Origin of the sequence: Steroidobacter sp., assembly GCF_016790065.1 — a bacterium.
Taxonomy (GTDB): domain Bacteria; phylum Pseudomonadota; class Gammaproteobacteria; order Steroidobacterales; family Steroidobacteraceae; genus Steroidobacter.
In genome coordinates this window covers 1-18,696 of sequence record NZ_JAEUPY010000017.1, presented here as the reverse complement: position 1 = coordinate 18,696, position 18,696 = coordinate 1, and the positions used below count along the sequence as shown (strand labels likewise).

16 protein-coding genes are annotated in these 18,696 nt (G+C 61.3%); 9 read left to right on the top strand and 7 right to left on the bottom strand.

Going from position 1 to position 18,696, the window contains the following annotated elements:
- The 3 genes from JNL55_RS00615 to JNL55_RS00605 form a co-directional block, all read right to left on the bottom strand.
- Positions 1-757, bottom strand: a 757-nt coding sequence (locus tag JNL55_RS00615; protein WP_293848222.1) for a TonB-dependent receptor plug domain-containing protein, incomplete at its 3' end; no start/stop codon positions are given.
- A gap of 290 nt (positions 758-1,047) precedes the next feature.
- A complete protein-coding gene (tfpZ, locus tag JNL55_RS00610) occupies positions 1,048-1,809 on the bottom strand; it encodes a TfpX/TfpZ family type IV pilin accessory protein (RefSeq protein ID WP_293848220.1) in 762 nt (253 codons plus the stop codon).
- Positions 1,810-1,914: 105 nt separating this feature from the next.
- Complete coding sequence (locus tag JNL55_RS00605) at positions 1,915-2,406, bottom strand: hypothetical protein (protein WP_293848218.1); 492 nt, start codon at positions 2,404-2,406, stop codon at positions 1,915-1,917.
- 238 nt (positions 2,407-2,644) lie between these two features.
- Between JNL55_RS00605 and zwf the strand changes: the two genes are divergently transcribed.
- Entirely contained in the window at positions 2,645-4,108 is a 1,464-nt protein-coding gene (gene zwf / locus JNL55_RS00600; protein ID WP_293848216.1) for a glucose-6-phosphate dehydrogenase, read from the top strand.
- Here zwf and JNL55_RS00595 read toward each other — a convergent pair.
- Together JNL55_RS00595 and JNL55_RS00590 are read right to left on the bottom strand one after the other, a co-directional pair.
- Positions 4,097-4,798: a PEP-CTERM sorting domain-containing protein gene (locus JNL55_RS00595; protein WP_293848214.1), complete on the bottom strand. Its 702-nt coding sequence runs from the start codon at positions 4,796-4,798 to the stop codon at positions 4,097-4,099. The two genes, zwf and JNL55_RS00595, sit on opposite strands and share 12 nt — an antisense overlap.
- Positions 4,799-5,113: 315 nt before the next feature.
- Complete coding sequence (locus JNL55_RS00590) at positions 5,114-6,523, bottom strand: serine hydrolase domain-containing protein (RefSeq protein ID WP_293848213.1); 1,410 nt, start codon at positions 6,521-6,523, stop codon at positions 5,114-5,116.
- 150 nt (positions 6,524-6,673) lie between these two features.
- Here JNL55_RS00590 and JNL55_RS00585 point away from each other — a divergent pair, with 150 nt between their 5' ends.
- The 4 genes from JNL55_RS00585 (at position 6,674) to JNL55_RS00570 (ending at position 11,588) form a co-directional block, all read left to right on the top strand.
- Positions 6,674-7,648 carry a helix-turn-helix domain-containing protein gene (locus JNL55_RS00585; protein ID WP_293848212.1) on the top strand — a complete coding sequence of 325 codons (975 nt, stop codon included), beginning with the start codon at positions 6,674-6,676 and terminating at the stop codon, positions 7,646-7,648.
- A gap of 121 nt (positions 7,649-7,769) precedes the next feature.
- Complete coding sequence (locus tag JNL55_RS00580; protein ID WP_293848210.1) at positions 7,770-9,389, top strand: amidase; 1,620 nt, start codon at positions 7,770-7,772, stop codon at positions 9,387-9,389.
- 94 nt (positions 9,390-9,483) lie between these two features.
- Positions 9,484-10,896, top strand: coding sequence for a serine hydrolase domain-containing protein (locus tag JNL55_RS00575; protein ID WP_293848208.1), 1,413 nt, complete (start codon positions 9,484-9,486; stop codon positions 10,894-10,896).
- On the top strand, positions 10,893-11,588 hold the full coding sequence (locus JNL55_RS00570) for an aspartate/glutamate racemase family protein (RefSeq protein WP_293848207.1): 696 nt from the start codon (positions 10,893-10,895) through the stop codon (positions 11,586-11,588). The genes JNL55_RS00575 and JNL55_RS00570 overlap by 4 nt, the downstream gene beginning before the upstream one ends.
- Before the next feature lie 13 nt (positions 11,589-11,601).
- Here JNL55_RS00570 and JNL55_RS00565 read toward each other — a convergent pair whose 3' ends face one another.
- A complete protein-coding gene (locus JNL55_RS00565; protein ID WP_293848205.1) occupies positions 11,602-12,528 on the bottom strand; it encodes a LysR family transcriptional regulator in 927 nt (308 codons plus the stop codon).
- Positions 12,529-12,569: 41 nt separating this feature from the next.
- Positions 12,570-13,907: an MFS transporter gene (locus JNL55_RS00560; protein WP_293848203.1), complete on the bottom strand. Its 1,338-nt coding sequence runs from the start codon at positions 13,905-13,907 to the stop codon at positions 12,570-12,572.
- Between the two features lie 138 nt (positions 13,908-14,045).
- On the opposite strand from JNL55_RS00560, the gene JNL55_RS00555 reads away from it, so the two are divergent.
- The 4 genes from JNL55_RS00555 (at position 14,046) to JNL55_RS00540 (ending at position 18,667) form a co-directional block, all read left to right on the top strand.
- Positions 14,046-15,038 carry a glycosyltransferase family 2 protein gene (locus tag JNL55_RS00555; protein WP_293848201.1) on the top strand — a complete coding sequence of 331 codons (993 nt, stop codon included), beginning with the start codon at positions 14,046-14,048 and terminating at the stop codon, positions 15,036-15,038.
- Positions 15,039-15,169: 131 nt separating this feature from the next.
- Positions 15,170-16,318 carry a DegT/DnrJ/EryC1/StrS family aminotransferase gene (locus JNL55_RS00550; protein WP_293848199.1) on the top strand — a complete coding sequence of 383 codons (1,149 nt, stop codon included), beginning with the start codon at positions 15,170-15,172 and terminating at the stop codon, positions 16,316-16,318.
- 30 nt (positions 16,319-16,348) lie between these two features.
- Entirely contained in the window at positions 16,349-17,515 is a 1,167-nt protein-coding gene (locus tag JNL55_RS00545) for a glycosyltransferase (RefSeq protein ID WP_293848198.1), read from the top strand.
- Positions 17,516-17,656: 141 nt separating this feature from the next.
- Entirely contained in the window at positions 17,657-18,667 is a 1,011-nt protein-coding gene (locus tag JNL55_RS00540) for an ATP-grasp domain-containing protein (RefSeq protein WP_293848196.1), read from the top strand.
- Positions 18,668-18,696: the final 29 nt, after the last annotated feature.

Sequence of the window (18,696 nt, the reverse complement as noted above, 5' to 3'; positions counted from 1 at the left end):
CGAGGTTGAGTTTCACCGACAGCGTGCTGCTGGGCTGAAGCAGCAACTGCACTCGGCCGCCGTAACGATCGCGCTCATGCCAATGACCGCCGTTGGCGACGTTTTCCAGATCGCCCTCCTGTTTGTCGACGAAAGCCGAGGCACGGAATGCCAGCAAGTCGTCGATCAATGCGTTCGAGAACGAGCCGCGAGCCTTGTACGACTCGGTGCTGACGCCGCCTTCCAACTCGAGACTGCCTTGCGGAGCAAACGAAGGCGCGCGGCTGGTGTATTTGATGGCGCCGAGCGAAGTGTTCTTGCCCAGCAAGGTGCCCTGCGGGCCGCGCAGGATTTCGACGCGCTCCAGATCGGTAAAGTCTTGGTATGTCATGCCGACGTGACCGAGGAACACGTCGTCGACGATTACGCCGACGGCCGGTTCCATGTTGTCGTTACCGCTGGTCTTGCCGATACCGCGGATGGAAATGCCGGAGCGACGCGCGTTCGGCGTCGTCGCGGTCAGGCCCGGGGCACGCTGACTGAGTTCGGCCACGGTGAAGGTGCGGTCGCGGTCGAGCGTGGCGCCGCTGACCACCGAAATGGGAATGGGCACTTCTTGTAACAGCTCGGAGCGGTTTCGAGCCGTGACCACGACCTCTTCCAAGTCGCGACTGCCGCCTCCTGCATCCGTGTCCTGCGCGAACGCCGGAACGTGCAACGCTACGCCGCCACTCAAGCTCGCGGCCAGGGCGGTGAACAATCCTATTCTGTGTTTCATGGTGCCAGACTGCATGATGCGCCCCTCCCTCAGGGCGCGTGCAATCTATGGCGGAGCCGGTCAGCGGATCAGTCACGCTCCGGTTGTTTCTTAGTCACTGCCGAACTACGCAAATGACTGCATGCTGCGACGTGACTAAATGCGGTACCGGTAGGTAACGGCGTTGTTTGTAAGCCGGCGTCGGGTCACGCCGGTAACATGGCATTAACAGATAACGAATTGATCGAATGCTTCACCACTGACGTGGCTGGCGATGTTGTCGGTGCGAATCTCACATTCGACTTTCGGATTCAACTTTCATACGGATCGACCGGCAGATACTTCAGCACTGCGCCGGTGTTTGCATTCACTATCACGGTCCAGAACGAGCGCGTGCCTCGGATCGGCAGCCAACGCAATTGTTCCTCCGGCAAGTCGAGATGCTCGGCGGCCAGCAACTGTTTGGCTTCGGGCCGATGTTTGTAAAGACTCGGCATCGGGAACGCGCGTTTGGCCACATCGGCAGCGTACTTACTGTCGTAAGGAACGTAGTAGCGCGGGAAGTGTTGCAGGTCCTTACCTTCCATCGAAGACATGACCAGGTCGTTTAGTTCTTCGCGAGTGCTCGGGCGCTGCGTGCCGATCAATATCGGTCCCCACTGCGGAACGAACCGATACGGATCCTGGGCCTGCTGTAAGTCTTTATCGGCCAAGTCTTCGGCGATCACCACTTCGAAACGATCCTTGACGAATGCGATGTACACCGGTCGCGCATGCGCGATGGACAGGACGCCGTAGACGAATGCCGCGAGCTGCACGAGGCCAATGATGGTGTAGTCGAACACCAATGCGCGGCGCGTCTTCTTACTGTTATAGACGATGAGCGAGGTCAGCGGGCCGAGCACCAGGTCGCAGACCGTGATGAGTACGAAGAAACGCGTGCCGCCCAACATGGCCTGGAACGGATCGGGGTACCAGACCAGGAAGATCAGCGCCGCCGCCGCCGCCGCCATGGCCAGCGTGACCAGGAAGTGCACCAGCACAGCACGAAACTTCTCGCGCCAGACAATCATTGGACCGCTTGCTCCCCTCGCCCTTGGATAGTCCCGAATTATCCGAAACCAACCGGCACCCTGCCAAATCAGGGCTCACCGCAGTACGCCGAGCTGTGCGATGGGTCACACCACGGCCGCCCCGCCGTCCTCGCGCGCCATTGGTGCCAGTGCTTTCCGGCTCGCGAGCGCAATCGGCACGCCGATGCCGAACGCATGCACGATCAAACTGGTGATCAGGGTCAGCGGCACGAATTTGACCTCGCTCGGAAAGGCCGACAACGGCAGCACTACCAGGTTCATCACCCAGTACGTGAAGAAGCCATACAACCCACCCCACAGCACCGGCCGTGCGACCAGGAAGCGCCATCGAGTGCTGGCGAAATAAAAGATCGCGGCGATGATGAGCATCAACAGGAAGTGCAAGACCAAGCCAAGTGCTGCCGTGGCTGCGCCGCCTTGATATGAGGAAGATCCGAGCAGTCCGCTCGCAACCGATTGCAAAATACGTGTCGGTGGTACACCACGTATCGCGGAGAAACCCAAGGCGTAGGTGATATCGATGAGTCCCGCGATGAGGCCGCCCGTCACAATGGCGTAGGCTGCGCGCTGGCGCATGGCTTGGTTCCCCCGATGCCTGGGCGGTCACTCCGCCGCTGAGTGCTTCGTTTGAGGGCATGGGACCGCGGTCCTGATCCGTGGCGATGCATGCCGTGGCATCAATCTAGCGAATCGCCCGGTAAAAGTCTGCCGGCACGCTATCCCCGCTCGGGATTTGAGAGCTTTCGGCATGTGGCGATCAGCAGCCGCCGCCAGGTGAGCTATGCTCGCACCGGCGTTTACTTTGGGTGGTGCGATGACAAAAATTCCTCCCGGCGTCGGTCCGCGTTTTCCGCAGGTGGTGGTGCTGTTCGGCGCCACGGGCGATCTGGCCCGGCGCAAATTACTGCCCGGCCTGTTTCATCTGACCAGCGTCGGCTTCATTCCCGGTTGCCGGATCGTCGGCGTGTCGCTGGATGAGCTGACAGCCGATCAGTTTCGTGAGCTGGCTTACAAAGCGCTGACGGAATTCTCGGTGCGGCCGGTGGCCGATGCCGAGTGGAAAGAATTCGCAAGCAGTCTCGACTACGTGCCGCTCAGCGGTGGCCCGGCGGCGCTCAAGGCAGCGGTCGATAAAGCCGAAGCCACCTTCACCGGCGAGTCTCGTCGCCTGCACTATCTGAGCGTGCCGCCGAACGCGGCGCTGTCTGCCGTACGCATGCTCGGCGAGGCTGGTCTGGTCGAACGAGCACGCATCATCATGGAGAAGCCGTTCGGCGTGGATCTCAGCAGCGCGGTGAATCTGAATGCCCAACTGCACGAGGTGTTCAAGGAAGATCAGATCTTCCGTATCGATCATTTCCTGGGCAAGGAGCCGGCGCAAAACATTCTGGCGTTTCGCTTTGCCAATGGTCTGTTCGAGCCCATCTGGAATCGTAACTTCATCGATCACATCCAGATCGACGTGCCGGAAAGCATCGGCCTGGCGACGCGCGCTGCGTTCTACGAAGCCACCGGCGCATTCCGCGACATGGTGGTGACGCACTTGTTTCAAATCCTGGCATTCGTCGCCATGGAAGCGCCGACGTCGCTGGAACCGATTCCAATCAGCGAAGAAAAGAACAAGGTGTTCCGCAGCATGTTGCCCATCCAACCGGGCGACGTGGTGCGTGGCCAGTACGCCGGTTATCGCTCCGAAGAAGGCGTCAGTCCGCAGTCGGAGTCGGAAACCTTCATCGCGTTGAAATGCGCCATCGATAATTGGCGCTGGGCCGGCGTGCCGTTTTTTCTACGCACCGGCAAGCGCATGGCCGAAGGCCAACGCATCATTTCCATTGCCTTCCGTGAGCCGCCGAAAAGTATGTTTCCTGCCGGCTCGGGCGTCGGCGAGCAAGGGCCGGATCATCTCACTTTCGATCTGGCCGACCAGTCCAAGATGTCGTTATCGTTCTATGGCAAGCGGCCGGGGCCGGGCATGCGGCTGGACAAGCTCAGTCTGCAATTCGCCATGCGCGACACCGGCATGATCGGCGATGTGCTGGAGGCCTACGAGCGTTTGATTTTGGATGCGATGCGCGGCGATCGCACTTTGTTTACTACCGCCGAAGGCATCGAGCGGTTATGGGCGGTGTCCATGCCCCTGCTGGAAAACCCACCGCCGGTGCGGCCGTATCCCCAGGGAACCTGGGGACCGAATGCCATTCATCAATTGATCGCGCCACGTGCCTGGCGCTTGCCGTTCGAACGGGTCTGGCGCGATCCAAACAAGTTAGGCAGCTGAGGCGGCTGCGCGTCGACGACGAGCGAACAAACCCAGCCCGCCGATGGCGAACAGCGCCATCGTGCCCGGCTCCGGCACGTTGGCGGCATCGACCACCAGGTTGTCCAGGAAGAAGTTGCCGTCGCCGCGGTTACCGGCCAGACCGGAAATGATCAGCGTGTCCATGATGCCGAGCGCGGCGCTGTTGAAACCGAACAACCAGCTCTGGCCGCCGATGTAAGCCGCACGATTGGCAGGATTGCTGGACGGGAAGAAAACATCGGTGCTGCCGGTGAGCACGCCGTCGGTGTAGGCGTCGAAACGCAACGACATGCCGAGGTTGTTCAAGCCGCTGAGCAGATCCACGCTAGCCAGCGAGAACTGACCAGCCGCCGTGATTTGCAGCGGGCCATGCGCGCTCAACAAACCGGAACCGTTCAAGCTGGTGCTGGCGAGCAACGCATCGGGATAGTCGCGTGCGTAGTTGGTTTCGGTGGCACACATCGAAGTCGAGGAAATCGACACCGACGAGCCGTTGTACGCACGGTCGCACTTCTGCCAAGGCTCCATGGAGTAGCCGGCGCTCGCGTAGTTGGCGTACGAGAACTCAGGAGAAGTATCGAAGTCGTTGAAACCGACCGAGACCAGTCCTGCGTGCGCCGTGCAAGCGAAGCCTGCAGTCAACACCGTTGCCATGACAATGCGCTTCATCGAGTCTCCGTTGAGCTATCAAATTCGTGCCGCTGCGCGAAGTGGCCGCACTATGTCTGGACAGGTTATGTCGCGCTAGTGTCGCGTTGCTGTACAGGTCAAACGCTGACAGCTGCAGCCCTGGAAAATCACAGCTCGCGGACAGCGCGGTACAACTGTGATGAGTTGCGCTTTCCGGCGGTGGGAATTTGTGAAGCCGGTCGCAGAATGACGTCGGCTGGATGGATTAGGCCGTTCGCAAGGGGTTTCGGGTCGGTGCGCGTCCTGCGCAACTCGTGCGCAAGACGCGAGGTTTTCCCGACCCAAACGGCAGCGTCAGCGACGCGAAGTCCGCTTGAATTTCAGGCCCTGCACCCGACCTGAACTCATCTCGAAGCCGTTGCCGCTGAACTGCAACGTGGCATTGCCGTCGTCGTTATAAAAACCGCCGCCTTCGATGGCAAACAGCGGCGCCGGCGGCTCGTAGCCCACCGTTGCCACCAGGTGATCGCCGTCGACACTCAAGATGTAGCTGGCGTCGAGTTCTTCGCTGTAATACGTGCCGGCCAGCTTCTGCAACTGAGCCACCGTGGGCTGGCGCTCAGCCTTGGTCGGGCCGTTCTCTCGCGAGCGCGCCGCTGGAGCTTCGGGACCGTTGGGGAATTTACCTTCCAGATAAATATCCGCGATGGCGCCAGCGGCTTTGCGAGCCGGGCCGCCACCGACGTTACACAACACGATGGAAGCAAACTTCTGTTCCGGCAAATGAAGCATGAACGTGGCGTAGCCCGGAATGCCGCCGCCATGGCTCACCGCTGGCGAGCCGCGATATATTTCGACGGACAGGCCCAACGCATAGTCGATCTTCTTGCCGTCATTGAGCACGCCGGCCTGAGTCATGTCGGCGAGCAATTGCTGAGGATGACGACCGAGCTTGGGTTCGAGAAAGTTTCTGGCCCAGATCTGCAGATCCTGCGCCGTGGTGAGCAAGGCACCGTCGCCGACGATTTCATACGTCGGGCGCCACACGCCGAAACCGCCGCCCGGCAGCTTCATGTGACCGATGGCACGGCTCTTCATGATCATGCGGCGGTCGTCATAAAACCGGGAATGCAACATGCCCAGCGGCTGGAAAATATGGTCGCGGGTGAACTCGCCGAAGGTCTGGCCGCTGACCCGCTCGACGATCACCGCCATCAAGTAATAGCCGGAGTTGCTATACAAATATTGGCTGCCGGGCGCGAAGTTCAGATTCTTCTGGCGAGCGATGGCGTCGAGCGCCTTCTTTTGCGGAACCGCGTCCACCCAATTCCAACCGCCCAGCGACAGGATCTCAGGCAGGTCGCGCAGGCCGCTGGTGTGATTGGCCAGATGGCGCAGCGTGATGCGTGTGCCGTAGTCCGGCACTTCGCTCACGTATTTGCGGATATCGTCGTCGAGCGACAGCTTGCCCTGCTCTTGTAGCAATAAGAGCGAGACCGCGGTGAACTGTTTCGACAACGACGCGATGTTGAACACCGTGTCCGGACGGTTGGCCACTCCCTGCTCCAGGTCGGCCATGCCATAGGCACGTTCCAGCACCGTCTTGCCGTCCTGGCTGACCGTGACGGCGCAGCCGGGGCCGTCGGTACGAGCCCAATCCTTGAAAATCTCATCGACCCGCTGGGTAAGGTCGTCGGCCGCCGAGGCATTGGTGGCTAACAAGGCAGCGAAGCTGGCGAGTAGCGCGGTCTTGAGTTTGCTCATTGCGAATTTTACTGACATGAAGACGCCGCCCGAGCATACCGGCCGAACTCGGCGCCGCTTAGCCAGCGAGATGAGATTTTTGACCGATCGGCTGTCAATTTCAGTGGAACTTCGGATGTCATTGTGGCCGCCGCGCTTTGTAGTGCGAGCATGTTGCAAATCAATTCTTCTATCAGCGTGGAGCCGGCCGACGACCACGCAATCGGGGCCCAGAACGCCGTTCGCGGCGGTTGGGAATTCCATGGCCTCGAGCAAGGATTGACACTGGCCGTCTCGGACATGGCTGCGATCAGGCCCATTCCGCGCCATCAGGTGCCCACCGATACGCTGATGCTCGGCGTTTGCCTCGAAGGTCCGACGGCGACGCGCCGCCGGCCAGTCGATAATTCCCGCGCGAATCGCGGCCACTGCGCGGTCTATGGCGTGACCAGCGCTGAAGACGTGGCGCCGCTGTACGAATCCTCTCATCCGATGAAATGGCTGTGCGTGTTCATCGAGCGCCAGGCGCTGTTCCAGGTGACCGGCTTGCGGCCCGAAGATCTGCCTGAGGACGTCAATCGTTTCCTCAGCGACGGCGGCAACCTGCCGATGCAAAGCTTCGCCCTGTCGCCGGCCACCACTTTGATCGCGCGTCAGATCGTCGACTGCCCGTACAAGAACGGCTTCCTGCTCGCCTTCCTCAAAGCCAAGGCCCTCGAACTGGCCTGCGACATCCTGTACGCGTTGGCCAAGAACCTGCAGGAGCCGCGCCTCGGCAGCATCCAGCTGAGCCCTCGTGACCATCGCAAGTTGAAGCAGGCGATGGCCATCATCGACACCACGCTCGAACAGGCTCCGGACATCGAGAAACTGGTCGCGGCGGTCGGTATCTCTAGACCCAAGCTGCAGCTGGGCTTCCGGCTGCTCTACGGCGACACCGTCGCTCGAGTGCGCGACAAGCGCCGGATGGAGCACGCCCTGAGGTTGGTACGCTCGACGCAGCTGTCGATGGTCGATATCGCGGCCGAGGTTGGCTACGAGCACGCCGCCAGCTTCACTCGCGCCTTCAAAGCCGCCTACGGCGATGCCCCGCTGAAATTGCGTCGGGCTGCTCAGCACTCCAGCCTGCTCGCGCATCTGAGCTGACGTTAAGTTTCTAGTCGGCGCCCCCTATTGTCATTGCGACCCGGGGCGCCGGCCTTGTCGCTGAGCTGGAGGTTGGATATACCTCCCCACCCTAGCCACTCCGGCGCCGGTGGAATCTCGAATGCCTGCCATCAAGGATCGTTCCAGAGCATCGTTGACCTGTGGGTTGGCGGTGCTGGCCGCGCTTTCTGGATCCGCCCAAGCAGCCACCCCGGTGGACGCACCCGATACCCGCTCGCTGAGCGAGCTGCGTAGCGACCTCGACTCGCGCAAAACCACGTCGGCCGAGCTGGTCGAAGCGTTCACTCGCAGGATCGGCGCCATCGATCGCAGCGGTCCACAGCTGCGCGCCATCATCGCCATCAATCCGGACGCGCTCAAACAAGCCCGAGCCTTGGACAAAGAACTGCAGACCCAGGGCGCACGCGGTCCTCTGCACGGCATTCCGGTGCTGTTGAAGGACAACATCGAGTCCGCTGATCCCCTGCCCACCACGGCCGGCTCGTTGGCGCTGATCGACAACGTCACCAAGCGAGACGCGCCCATCGTGGCCAACTTGCGAGCGGCCGGCGCCATCATTTTGGGCAAGGCCAATCTGAGCGAATGGGCCAACTTTCGGTCGCGCAGCTCCATCAGCGGCTGGAGCGCTGTCGGTGGGCTGACCAAGAATCCTCACGTGCTCGATCGCTCTCCCTGCGGTTCGAGCGCCGGCAGTGCTGTCGCCGTCGCGGCTGGCTTGGTACCGGTCAGCGTCGGCACCGAGACCGATGGCTCCGTCGTCTGTCCTGCAGCCATGAACGGCATCGTCGGATTGAAGCCGACCTTGGGGTTGCTGTCAGGCAAGTTCATCGTTCCCATCTCGCACAGCCAGGACACCGCCGGCCCGCTGGCCACCAGCGTCAAAGACCTCGCGCTGTTGCTCGCAGCGTTGGTTGGCGACGAGCCTGCGTGCGATCCACCGTCCGCCGGTTGCAGCAAGTCTGATTACACCAAAGGCCTGGTGCCGACGGCGTTGAACGGCAAACGCATCGGTGTGCTGCGTTTCGAGGCCGACAAAAACGCGTATCTCACGCCGGTCTACGAGCGCGCGTTGAATCATCTGAAGGCAGCTGGCGCGACGTTGGTGGACATCGAGCTGCCGAAGCTGGAGCGCATGAGCGAAGCCGAAGACTTGGTGCTGCACACCGAGTTCAAAGCAGACATCAATGCCTATCTCGCCTCCTCGCCAGCCAAAATCAAAGTACGTAACCTCCAACAACTGATCGACTTCAATCAGCGCACGCCGGCCGAGTTGGCGTTGTTCGGCCAGGAAACGTTTGTAAGAGCGAATGGCATGCCGGCGCTGAGCGACTCCAAATATATGACCGCACGCGCTGACTCGAAGCGCCTGGCCGGCATCGAAGGTATTCAGCGACTGCTGGCTGAGGACAAGCTCGACTTGATCGTTGCGCCGAGCACCGGCGTGGCGCCGCGCGTCGATTCGATCAATGGCATACGCTGGCCAGGCTCTTTCAGCTCCATGCCTGCGGTTGCAGGCTATCCGCACCTCACTGTGCCCATGGGCAACGTGAAGGGATTGCCGTTGGGTATGTCGTTCATCGGTGCGCCTTGGTCGGAAGATTTACTGCTGGCGGCGGGATACGCATTCGAACAGCGCGCGAAGGCACGCGTCGTACCGAAGTTTCTTCCGTCCGTGGAAGCCCAAGAGCCGGCGTTCGCTCCTGCAGTGCCGTCGCCCTAGACCAACCATGCATCGACGTTGATGGTAGGTATGAGCGCACGAGCTGCGCTCATCCCGCTACTATTTCGGCGCACCCCGTTTGCCGGAGCGCCCCATGCGTCGATCTGTCTTGCTATCCAGTCTATTTGTTTTGCTTGCGCCAGCCGTCGCGGGCGCCATGGAACTCGGCAAAATGGCGCCGGCCGATCTGGCTCGACTCAAAGCCCGCACCATTTGCTCGTGCGTGTTCGTACAGCGCATGTCTGTCGATCAGTGTAGCGACGGTCGTTCAGCGATCTGGCGCTACGCGTCGACTGACGCCGCACCGCCTTTGCTGACCGCACCCAATCAGCGATTGGACGTCACGCGCACCCATGACGGCGGCTGGGTGAGATTGCTTCAAGGCGAGCAGGTGCTGGCGCAATCGCGTTATCTGCTCGATGGCGGCGGCTGTGTGACTCAGGAGCCTTCGCAGGCACAAGCTTCATCCACAGTTTCAGCGCCGGCTGCAGTGACGGATTCGCAGCCGTTGCCGCGAGCCGCTGCGCCCGCCGGCGTCGACGCAAAGGCTATCGATGCCGCCTTGAACGAAGGCTTCTCCGCAACCGGGCCACTCGCTGGCTTTGCTCGTGCTGCTGTCGTCATCCATGGCGATCGAGTAGTCGCGGATCGTTATGGCGCGGGCTACAGCGCTCACAATCTCTACTACGTCGGCTCTATCGCCAAGACGCAGAACAATCTGCTGGCTGGTCTGTTGGTTCGCGACGGCAAGCTTCGTGTGAAGGACGCAGTGAACTTGCCCGAGTGGCGCAAGTCCGGCGATGCACGCAGCAAGATCACATACGACCAACTGCTGAAAATGGTCAGCGGTATCCAGTGGGATGAGCAGTTCTGGGCGCCGAGCGAGCCGGGCTACGAAGTGTTCTTTGGTGGCGCAGGCAGCATGGACGAAATGCGCTACATGTTGCCGCGGCCGCTCGAGGCGCAGCCGGGCACTCACTACGAATATTCGACGGGCAGCGCCACGTTACTGGGTGGAGTGTTGCAAGCGAAGGTCGGTGCCGGGGCACGTGAGCCGCTGCTGAGCTATCTCAACAAACAATTGCTCGAGCCCATCGGCGCGCGACAGTTCGTCACTGAGTTCGATCCAGCAGGCACATGGACGCCAGGCCATTCGCTGTTCATCGGTGCCGAGGACTTGGCGCGCATTGGTTTGCTGCTGCGACACGACGGCGTGTGGAACGGACAGCGGGTGTTGCCGGAAGGTTGGGTCGCCTACTCCACCCAACCCGCCTTGCCCGCTGAACCTGACTACGGTGCGCAGTTGATGTTGAAGATGGCTGGCGTGTCCGGCTGCTTCGGCCATCATGGCGTGGGCTCGAACTTCCTGGTCGTCTGCCCGAAGCGCGACCTGGTGGTGGTGTGGCTCAACAGTGTGTTCAATTTCACCGGCGTGGTCGGCTTCGACGCACCCGGCAAGCTGGTGGCACGAGTCATCAGCGCATTCCCCGAGCGCGGGGCCCAGTGAGCGCACCGATGCAGCGGATCGGCTTGATCGGCGGCATTTCCTGGGCGGCGACCGCGGACTACTACCGCTATATCAACTTGGATGTGCGGCAACGACTCGGCGGTCATCACAGCGCCGACATGGTGATTCGTAGCCTCGATCTACACCCGCTGCTTCAACAGGCGAATGACATCGACGCCGTCGAGCAAGTGATGCGCGCGGCCAGCGACGATTTGCAAGCCGCAAGCGCGAGTCTCATCGCCATCGCATCGTTCACCGGCCATCGTTACGCTGGCGCATTGAAGAATGGCGCTCTGCCCTTCGTCGATCTCACTGAAGCTATCGGCGCTGCTGTTCGCGAGGCTGGCTATGAACGTATAGGCGTGTGGGCGACTAGCTATGCGCTGCAGGACTCGACGCTCATGAGCCAACTGAGCAGCGCCAGCGGAGCGCAACTGATCTCGCCGCCACGCGAGCTGCATGCTGAGTTGGATCGCATTGTGTTTTCCGAGATCGCCGCTGGCGCCTTGACGACGGCTGCAACTCAAACATTGCAGAGACTGTTGTTGCAGCAAGTTGAGCAAGGCGCACAAGCGCTGCTATTGGCCACCACTGACTTCTCGCCGTTGCTCGGCGTGCTCGAGTCACCGGTGCCGATGCTCGACGGCTCTCTCATCCACTGCCGAGCGATAGTCGACGCCGCACTAGCCTGACGAAATAATCTGCTCAGGTGCGATAACGCTCGCACACTTCGAAGATGGAGTTGCGTAACCACACGTGACGCGGATCGTCGTTGTACTTGGGACTCCAGAACATGTGCAGATCCAGTGTCGGCAGCGGCTCCGGTGGATCGATGTAGGACACGGGCAAAAACTCCATGAGCTTTTTCGCCAGCCGCTCCTGCACCAACGCGAGCCGTGATGTACCGGCCACTAGCAACGGCAGCAACGAGTAATACGGTACGACCGCGACATTGCGCTGAGTGCTGCGAAGTTGGTCGATCTCGGAGCTGAAGTTACTGCGCGGCGGGCCGCCGATATGAGGCGCATCGATCACGGTCGCGATGTGGCCGCGTTTCATGTACTCGTTCAACTCGTGAGCGGCCGGTGGCGGATGATCCTTGGAGTGCACGACCACGAACCGGTCGCTGAACAGCCGGCGGGACATGAGGGCGGCGTCATCGATGATCTGCGGAGGCGCGATGATCATGTCGATGTCTTCGCTGCGCAGGTTGCTCACCGAGCTGCGCGTGATGTTGGTGACACGCAGAGTCACGCCAGGTGCCACGCTATCCAGCTTGTCGATCAGGCTAGGCAGCAGCAACGCTGCGACAGCATCGGCCGTGGCCATGATGAATTCGCCCGACCAGCCAGCCGGATCCAAATCGTTGGACTGAAATGCCGTCTCCAGCAGTTCCAGCAGCTGTCGCACCGGTTCGCGGATGCGCTCGGCTTTGGGCGTCAGCCGCAGGTCGCGGCCCACGGCAACCAGCAACTCATCGCCGAACGCGGCTCGCAACTTCGCCAACGCAGCGCTGGCCGCCGGCTGCGTCAGGTCGAAGCGTTCGCCGGCTCGCGTCACATTCCGCGTGTCCAGCAATGCGTCCAGGATGGGCAGCAGGTTCAGATTGAAACGGCGAAGATGCTCGTTCATGCCCGTAGACGTCGCGGGGTTGGATACCACCGGCTTCGATCCTATGCGACGCCCGGCTGTTCGACAACGCGGCGCGAGCCAAAGGCGCTCGATAACAGCAACGTCGCCAGACCGCAGGCCAACATCGGAATCGCCAGCAGCACGAAAATTTGCGCTGGTGGCATGCCCGTTCCCAGCGCCCAACCGCCGAGCAGCGGGCCAGCCAGCGAGCCTACGCGCCCGAAGCCAAGCGCGGCCCCGACGCCCGTCGAGCGGATTTCTGTGGGATAAAACGCCGTCACCACCGCAGTCACGCAGAATTGCGCACCCATCACTCCAGCGCCGGCCAGTGCAATGACGGCGAGCACCGAGCCGCCGCCCGAGCGAGCCAACAGCCACACGGTAATGGCCGCCAGAAAATAAGCCGCTGTCAGTGTTCGAACCGCACCCAACTTATCTGCGGCGCGACCCAGCGCGACCGCGCCCAAGATGCCACCGACATTGAACATCACTGCTGCCAGATTGGCCGCTGCTTGCGAGGCTGCGGCTTGCTTCAAGATCGAAGGCAGCCAATTGATCAGCAAATACAGCACCAGCAGATTGGCGAAACAAATGAACCAGAACAACACCGTGCCCAGGCTGCGTCCGTTGGCGAATAACTGCGCCAGACTCGCGCGGGCCTCAGGCGCTTGCTCGACGATGAAGCGGTCGCCGGGCTGGTAGGAATATTCCGGTGCAATCCGACTCACGATGGCGCCAATGCGCTCCGGTGCTGCGCCGGCCAGCGCACTGAAACGCAGCGATTCAGGAATGAAGCGCCACAGGATCGCAATCAACACCAGCGGCGCGATGCCGCCGACGACGAACACCGCTTGCCAACCGAACTGCTGGATCAGCGGCGCGGCCAGCAATCCCGCAAGACTGCCGCCGATGGGAAAACCAACGTACATCGCGATGACCACCGAGGCCCGAGCGCTATCTGGCGCGTATTCGGCGGTGAGCGAGAGACACGCAACCATCACGCCGCCCAGCCCTATCCCTGTCAGTACGCGAGTGACGATCAGTTGAGTGACATCGCCCGCCAACGAAGACAGCAAGCTTCCGGCACTAACCAGCAGCACCGCGCCCAGCAGTACCGGACGGCGCCCGTAGCGGTCGCACAGGCGCCCCGCGAGCAGCGAGCCGATCAACAGTCCGACCACGCCGGCCGTCAATACCTGGCCCATCACCGCCTTGGGAATTTGCCACAGCGGTGCCAGCACCGGCGCCACGAAGGCCATGGATTGCACGTCGAAGCCGTCCAGCACGGCGATCAGCCAGCACGACAGCACCACTTGCCAGCGATAGCGGCCCAGCGGGGTGCGATTCAAGATGGGGCGAAGCTCGATGGATCGACTCATGGCACCGTCGCGGCAGCAGGTCCTGAGTCAGCGTAGCACCCGCGCCGCCTGGAATTTCACCCCCGGAGCATCGCTGGCGCTGATGCCTGCCATCACTGCGGCTCGCTTCCCTGAGTCAAGTCAGCCAAAATCCGCCGGATGACTGTTTTCGACACTGCCCCGCCCCCGCCACAAGCCTCCGTCAGCGTCATCGTTCCCAGCTATAACTGCGGCCGATTCCTCGCCGAAGCGCTCGATTCACTCTTTGGCCAGACGCTCCAGCCGCAGCAGATCATCGTGGTCGACGACGGCTCCAGCGACGATACCGCCGCTGTGGTCGGCAAATATTCCAGCTCGCGCATTCAATACATCCGCAAGGAAAACGGCGGTGCTGCCAGTGCTCGCAATGTCGGGCTCGAGGCTGCGAAGTGCGAATTCATCGCCTTTCTGGACGCCGACGATCGCTGGCAGCCCAGCTACGTCGAAAAAATGCACGGCTATCTGGAAGAAGATCCGACAGTGGTGGGCACGTTCGGCAATTTCGTGCGCTTCGACGACGCCACCGGCCAGCAGTCGAGCGATCAATTCCAGTCGTATCCCGAGATCAAGCGCCCGGTGCTGTTGCGGGACTTGCCCACTGCGCACGGCCGCATTCCGAAAGAACGAGCCTTCAGCGCACTGGTCGCGTGCGCGGATATTCCTGCTTACCTGCAAGTAATGATGTTCCGTCGCAGTGCCATCGAGAATTTACGTTTTGATCAGAAACTCGGGCTCGGCGCCGATGTCAACTTCGTGCTCAAAACTTTTCTGCTCGGTGGCGTGGTGTTCACCGATGAGGTGCTCGCCGAAGTGCGTCAACACGATGCCAGTGCTTCGCGCCGCTACGGCGACGTCGCGCTCCACAAGCTCAATGGACTGAAAGCGCTCGCTCCGCACGTGACGCGCGATGGCGATTTGCTCGCGTATCGCGAACGACTGGTGAGAGCTCACATCGACGCGGCCATCCAGCAAACCCAGCAAGGCCGCGTTGGCGCCGGATTGCGCACATTTCGCGATTCTTTCGCGATTCCTGGCGCTGCCGGCCGCAAGCTCCAAGGGTCGGCTCGGCTGGCCATGGCATTGCCACAAGGGCTAACTCGCAGCGCGCCCTAAACCCGCTTCTGTAGCGAATTCACCACGCTGCGGGATTATGCAAGGAACGATTTGACAAGGCTGCATGGCCCGGGTCTGCTTGATCCGGGTGACTGGGATTTCACCCCTCGAATTTACTGGGAGAACCGAACTTGACCGATTGGCGCGTGCCACTGTCCGTACTGGACTACGGAGTCGAAGAAGCCGAGGCCGCGCAGCGCGTCATCGAGCGCAGATGGCTTTCCATGGGGCCCGAAGTGTTGGCCTTCGAACAAGAATTCGCAGCCATGCAGTCGGCTCGCCATGCCTATGCCGTGTCCAGCGCCACGGCGGCGCTGCATTTAGCGATACATGCCATTGGCCTGAAGCCTGGTGACGAAGTCATCCAGCCGGCCATCAATTTCGTGGCGTCGGCCAATATGACTTTATTGGTGGGCGCGACTCCGGTATTTGCCGATATTTGCAGTCTCGCCGAACCCACTATCGATCCCGAGCAAGTCGAGCGCCTGATCACTCCGCGCACCAAAGCCGTCATTCCCATGCACTACGGCGGCAACCTGGCGCGCATGAGCGAACTGCAGGAGCTGTGCAAACGACACAACTTGTTGTTGATCGAAGATTCCTGTCACGCGATCGGCGCTCGATTTCATGACGCTCGAGGCCGCGCGCCGCACGGCATGATGGCCGGCAGCATCGGCGATATCGGCACCTTCTCGTTTTACGCCAACAAAAATCTGGCGTGCGGCGAAGGCGGCATGCTGGTCACCAATCGCGACGATCTCGCCGAACGTATTCAGATGTTGCGCAGTCATGGCATGACGCGCTCTTCGTGGGAACGTCATCACGGCCGGGTCGGCTCGTACGACATCGCCCTGCCCGGCTTCAACTATCGACTCGACGAACTGCACGCCGCCATCGGTCGCGCACAACTCGCGAAGCTGCTGCCGGGCAATCAGCGCCGCCGCGAACTGCTGGCGCGTTATCGCGATGGCTTACGAGATGCTGAGCGCTGGACCGTGGTATTCGCCGACCAACTCGAACACTCATCCGGTCATTTGATGGTGGTGGTCGCGGATTCCACCGAGACCCGAACCAAGGCCACGCAGGCACTGCGTGAGGCCAGTATCCAAACGAGCATGCACTATCCGTCCATTCTGGAATTCAGTGGCTTTCGCGAGCACTTCACCGACGTGCTGGAGTTGACACATCAATTCGCCAGCCGCGCGATCACCTTGCCGTTGCATCCCGGCCTGCGCCCCGACTATGTGGATGAGATTGCGAGCATCTTGCGTGCGATCTGATAACGCACGCATGTGCAGGACGCAGTGACGATGAAAGTCACCATGTTCGCCGCACCGTTCGGTCAGGGCGGCCAGATGCATATCCATTGCCGGAGATACATTCGGCTGCTGCAACTGACTGGCTGCGAGATCACGCTGGTCGAGCACAGCGGCGCACTGTCGCGCCCGCTTCCAGGTGTCGAACTTCGCAAATATCCGCGTCGCATGCGCCGGCTCGATGCGCTGGTGCCGGTGCTGTCATTACTGCATAAACGGCGACTGGAACCGATATTGCGAAACGCGCAGGCCGATCTGTGTCATGTGCAATGGATGGACGATCGCGTGCTGGACGTGAGCGCTGCCGGTGGCCGTCCGTTGGTGGCCACTGCATGGGGCAGCGATTTGAATGTGCCGGCGCAGGCCTCGCCGAAGAGCGCGCTGCGTAGACGAATCGGCGCGGCGCTTCGCGAACTCGATCTGCTCATCGTGGATTGCGACGACATTGCCGAGACCGCGAATCAGCTGGCTGGCACCAAGGTTCCCACGGCCACGTTGCCCATCGGTATCGACACCACGCTGTTTCAACCGAATCTGCCGGAAGAACGCCGACGCTGGCGCGAGCAATGGCGAATCGAGCCGGACGCCGTGGTGTTCCTGTCCGCTCGTCAACTCGGCGCCATCTATCGACCCAACGAAATCATCGCAGCGTTCGCAGCGATGCCGGCCTCGGCACGCGAGCGGTCGTATCTGATCATGCGAGAGTTCGGACACGGTGTCGGCACGTCGCTGCCCAAATTGCGCCGACTCGTCGAAGAGCTCGGGATCGAGTCACGAGTGCGCTGGGTCGGCAGCATGGCCTATGAACAACAGCCTGGCCTGTATGTCAGCGCGGATTTGACGGTGAACTTCCCGCAGATGGACGCGTTCCCGGTGACGATTTTGGAAAGCCTCGCGTGCGGCGTGGCGGTGCTCACCAATCCGCTACAGGCTTATCAATCCAACGGCGTCGCGCCTTACCTGACCTTCTCGCGCGAGGACTCGCTGTTGCAGCTCAGTGCCACGATGGCTGAAGCGCTCGACAATTTGCCGGCTCTGCGCTCGCAGGCAGCGCGAGGCCGCGAGCACATCGTGCAACACTTCGATGAGCGCGTCAGCGCGGTTCGCTTGAAGGAAATCTATGACGCGTTACTGCTTCGTCTGCGCCACGAAGCCGCCTAGTCCGTCGTCTCGACACGGAATTGTCGCTCGCAGGGAACGCGCACCACCGCCGCTCGCTTTATAACCGAACTGCAATGGACATGCTGTGCCTGGGCGTGCAGCATGCGCGTTTGTTTAACCTCAGCGCCGAGGGCTCGACGCATGTACTGCTGGCTACTCTTTCATCGCGAACTGCGGCGCGACGTGCCGGAAGCGGCCGAAGTTTTTCGGTTCCAGCAATCGGCCGCACAAGCCGGCATCCAGCTCGAAGTGCTGAATCCGCGCGACTTCGAGCTCATCGTCGATTCTGCCGAAGGCTGGTCGGCGGTTTATCAAGGCCGCAAGCTGCCCAAGCCGGATCTGATCATTCCTCGCACCGGCAGCGAGACCAGCTACTTCACGTTGGCCGTGCTCAGACACTTCGAGCGCCAGGGCATTGCCATGGTCAACAGCCCGGCCTCGGTGGAAGCCGTGGCCGATAAATTGCAAACCCTACAAATTCTCTCGGGCGCCGGCATTCCCATTCCCAAAACCATCCTGGGCAAATTCCCGGTGGACGTGAATGTGATCGAGCGCGAGCTGGGTTTCCCCGTGGTCGTGAAAACTTTGCGTGGTACGCGCGGCAACGGTGTGTTGTTGTGTGCGAATCGCGAGCAGTTCAACGATCTGGCCAATCTGCTCGATGGCGCGCAGTCCGGCTCCGATTTCATTTTTCAGCAGTACGTGAAAGCGAGCCACGGCCGCGACGTGCGCGTGCTGGTGGTGAATGGTCAAGCCGTCGCTGCGATGGAACGCCGCTCCACCGATGGCAGCTTCAAGTCCAACATTTCACTGGGTGGTGTCGGCACAGCGTTCGAGCCGCCGGCAGAAATGGCGGAACTCGCGGTGCGTGTCGCCAGCGTGCTCGGCCTCGACGTCGCAGGTGTGGACATCCTGCTCGACGCTGATGGCTACCGAATCTGCGAAGCCAACTCCTCGCCCGGTTTCCAGGGACTGGAAAAGGCCTGTCGTATCAGTGTGCCGGATGCGATCTTCAGCGCCATGCGCGATCGGCTCGGTTTGCCGGTGAAGACTCGCAAGCGCACGTCGTGGCAGCGGTTGCTTGATTCTTTGCGCAACGCCGTTCGCCTCGACAGTCGCCCCACTCCCAATACGGTGCGCGAACCTAGTTAGCCACCGACTTGTGCGCGGTGCCCCGGAGA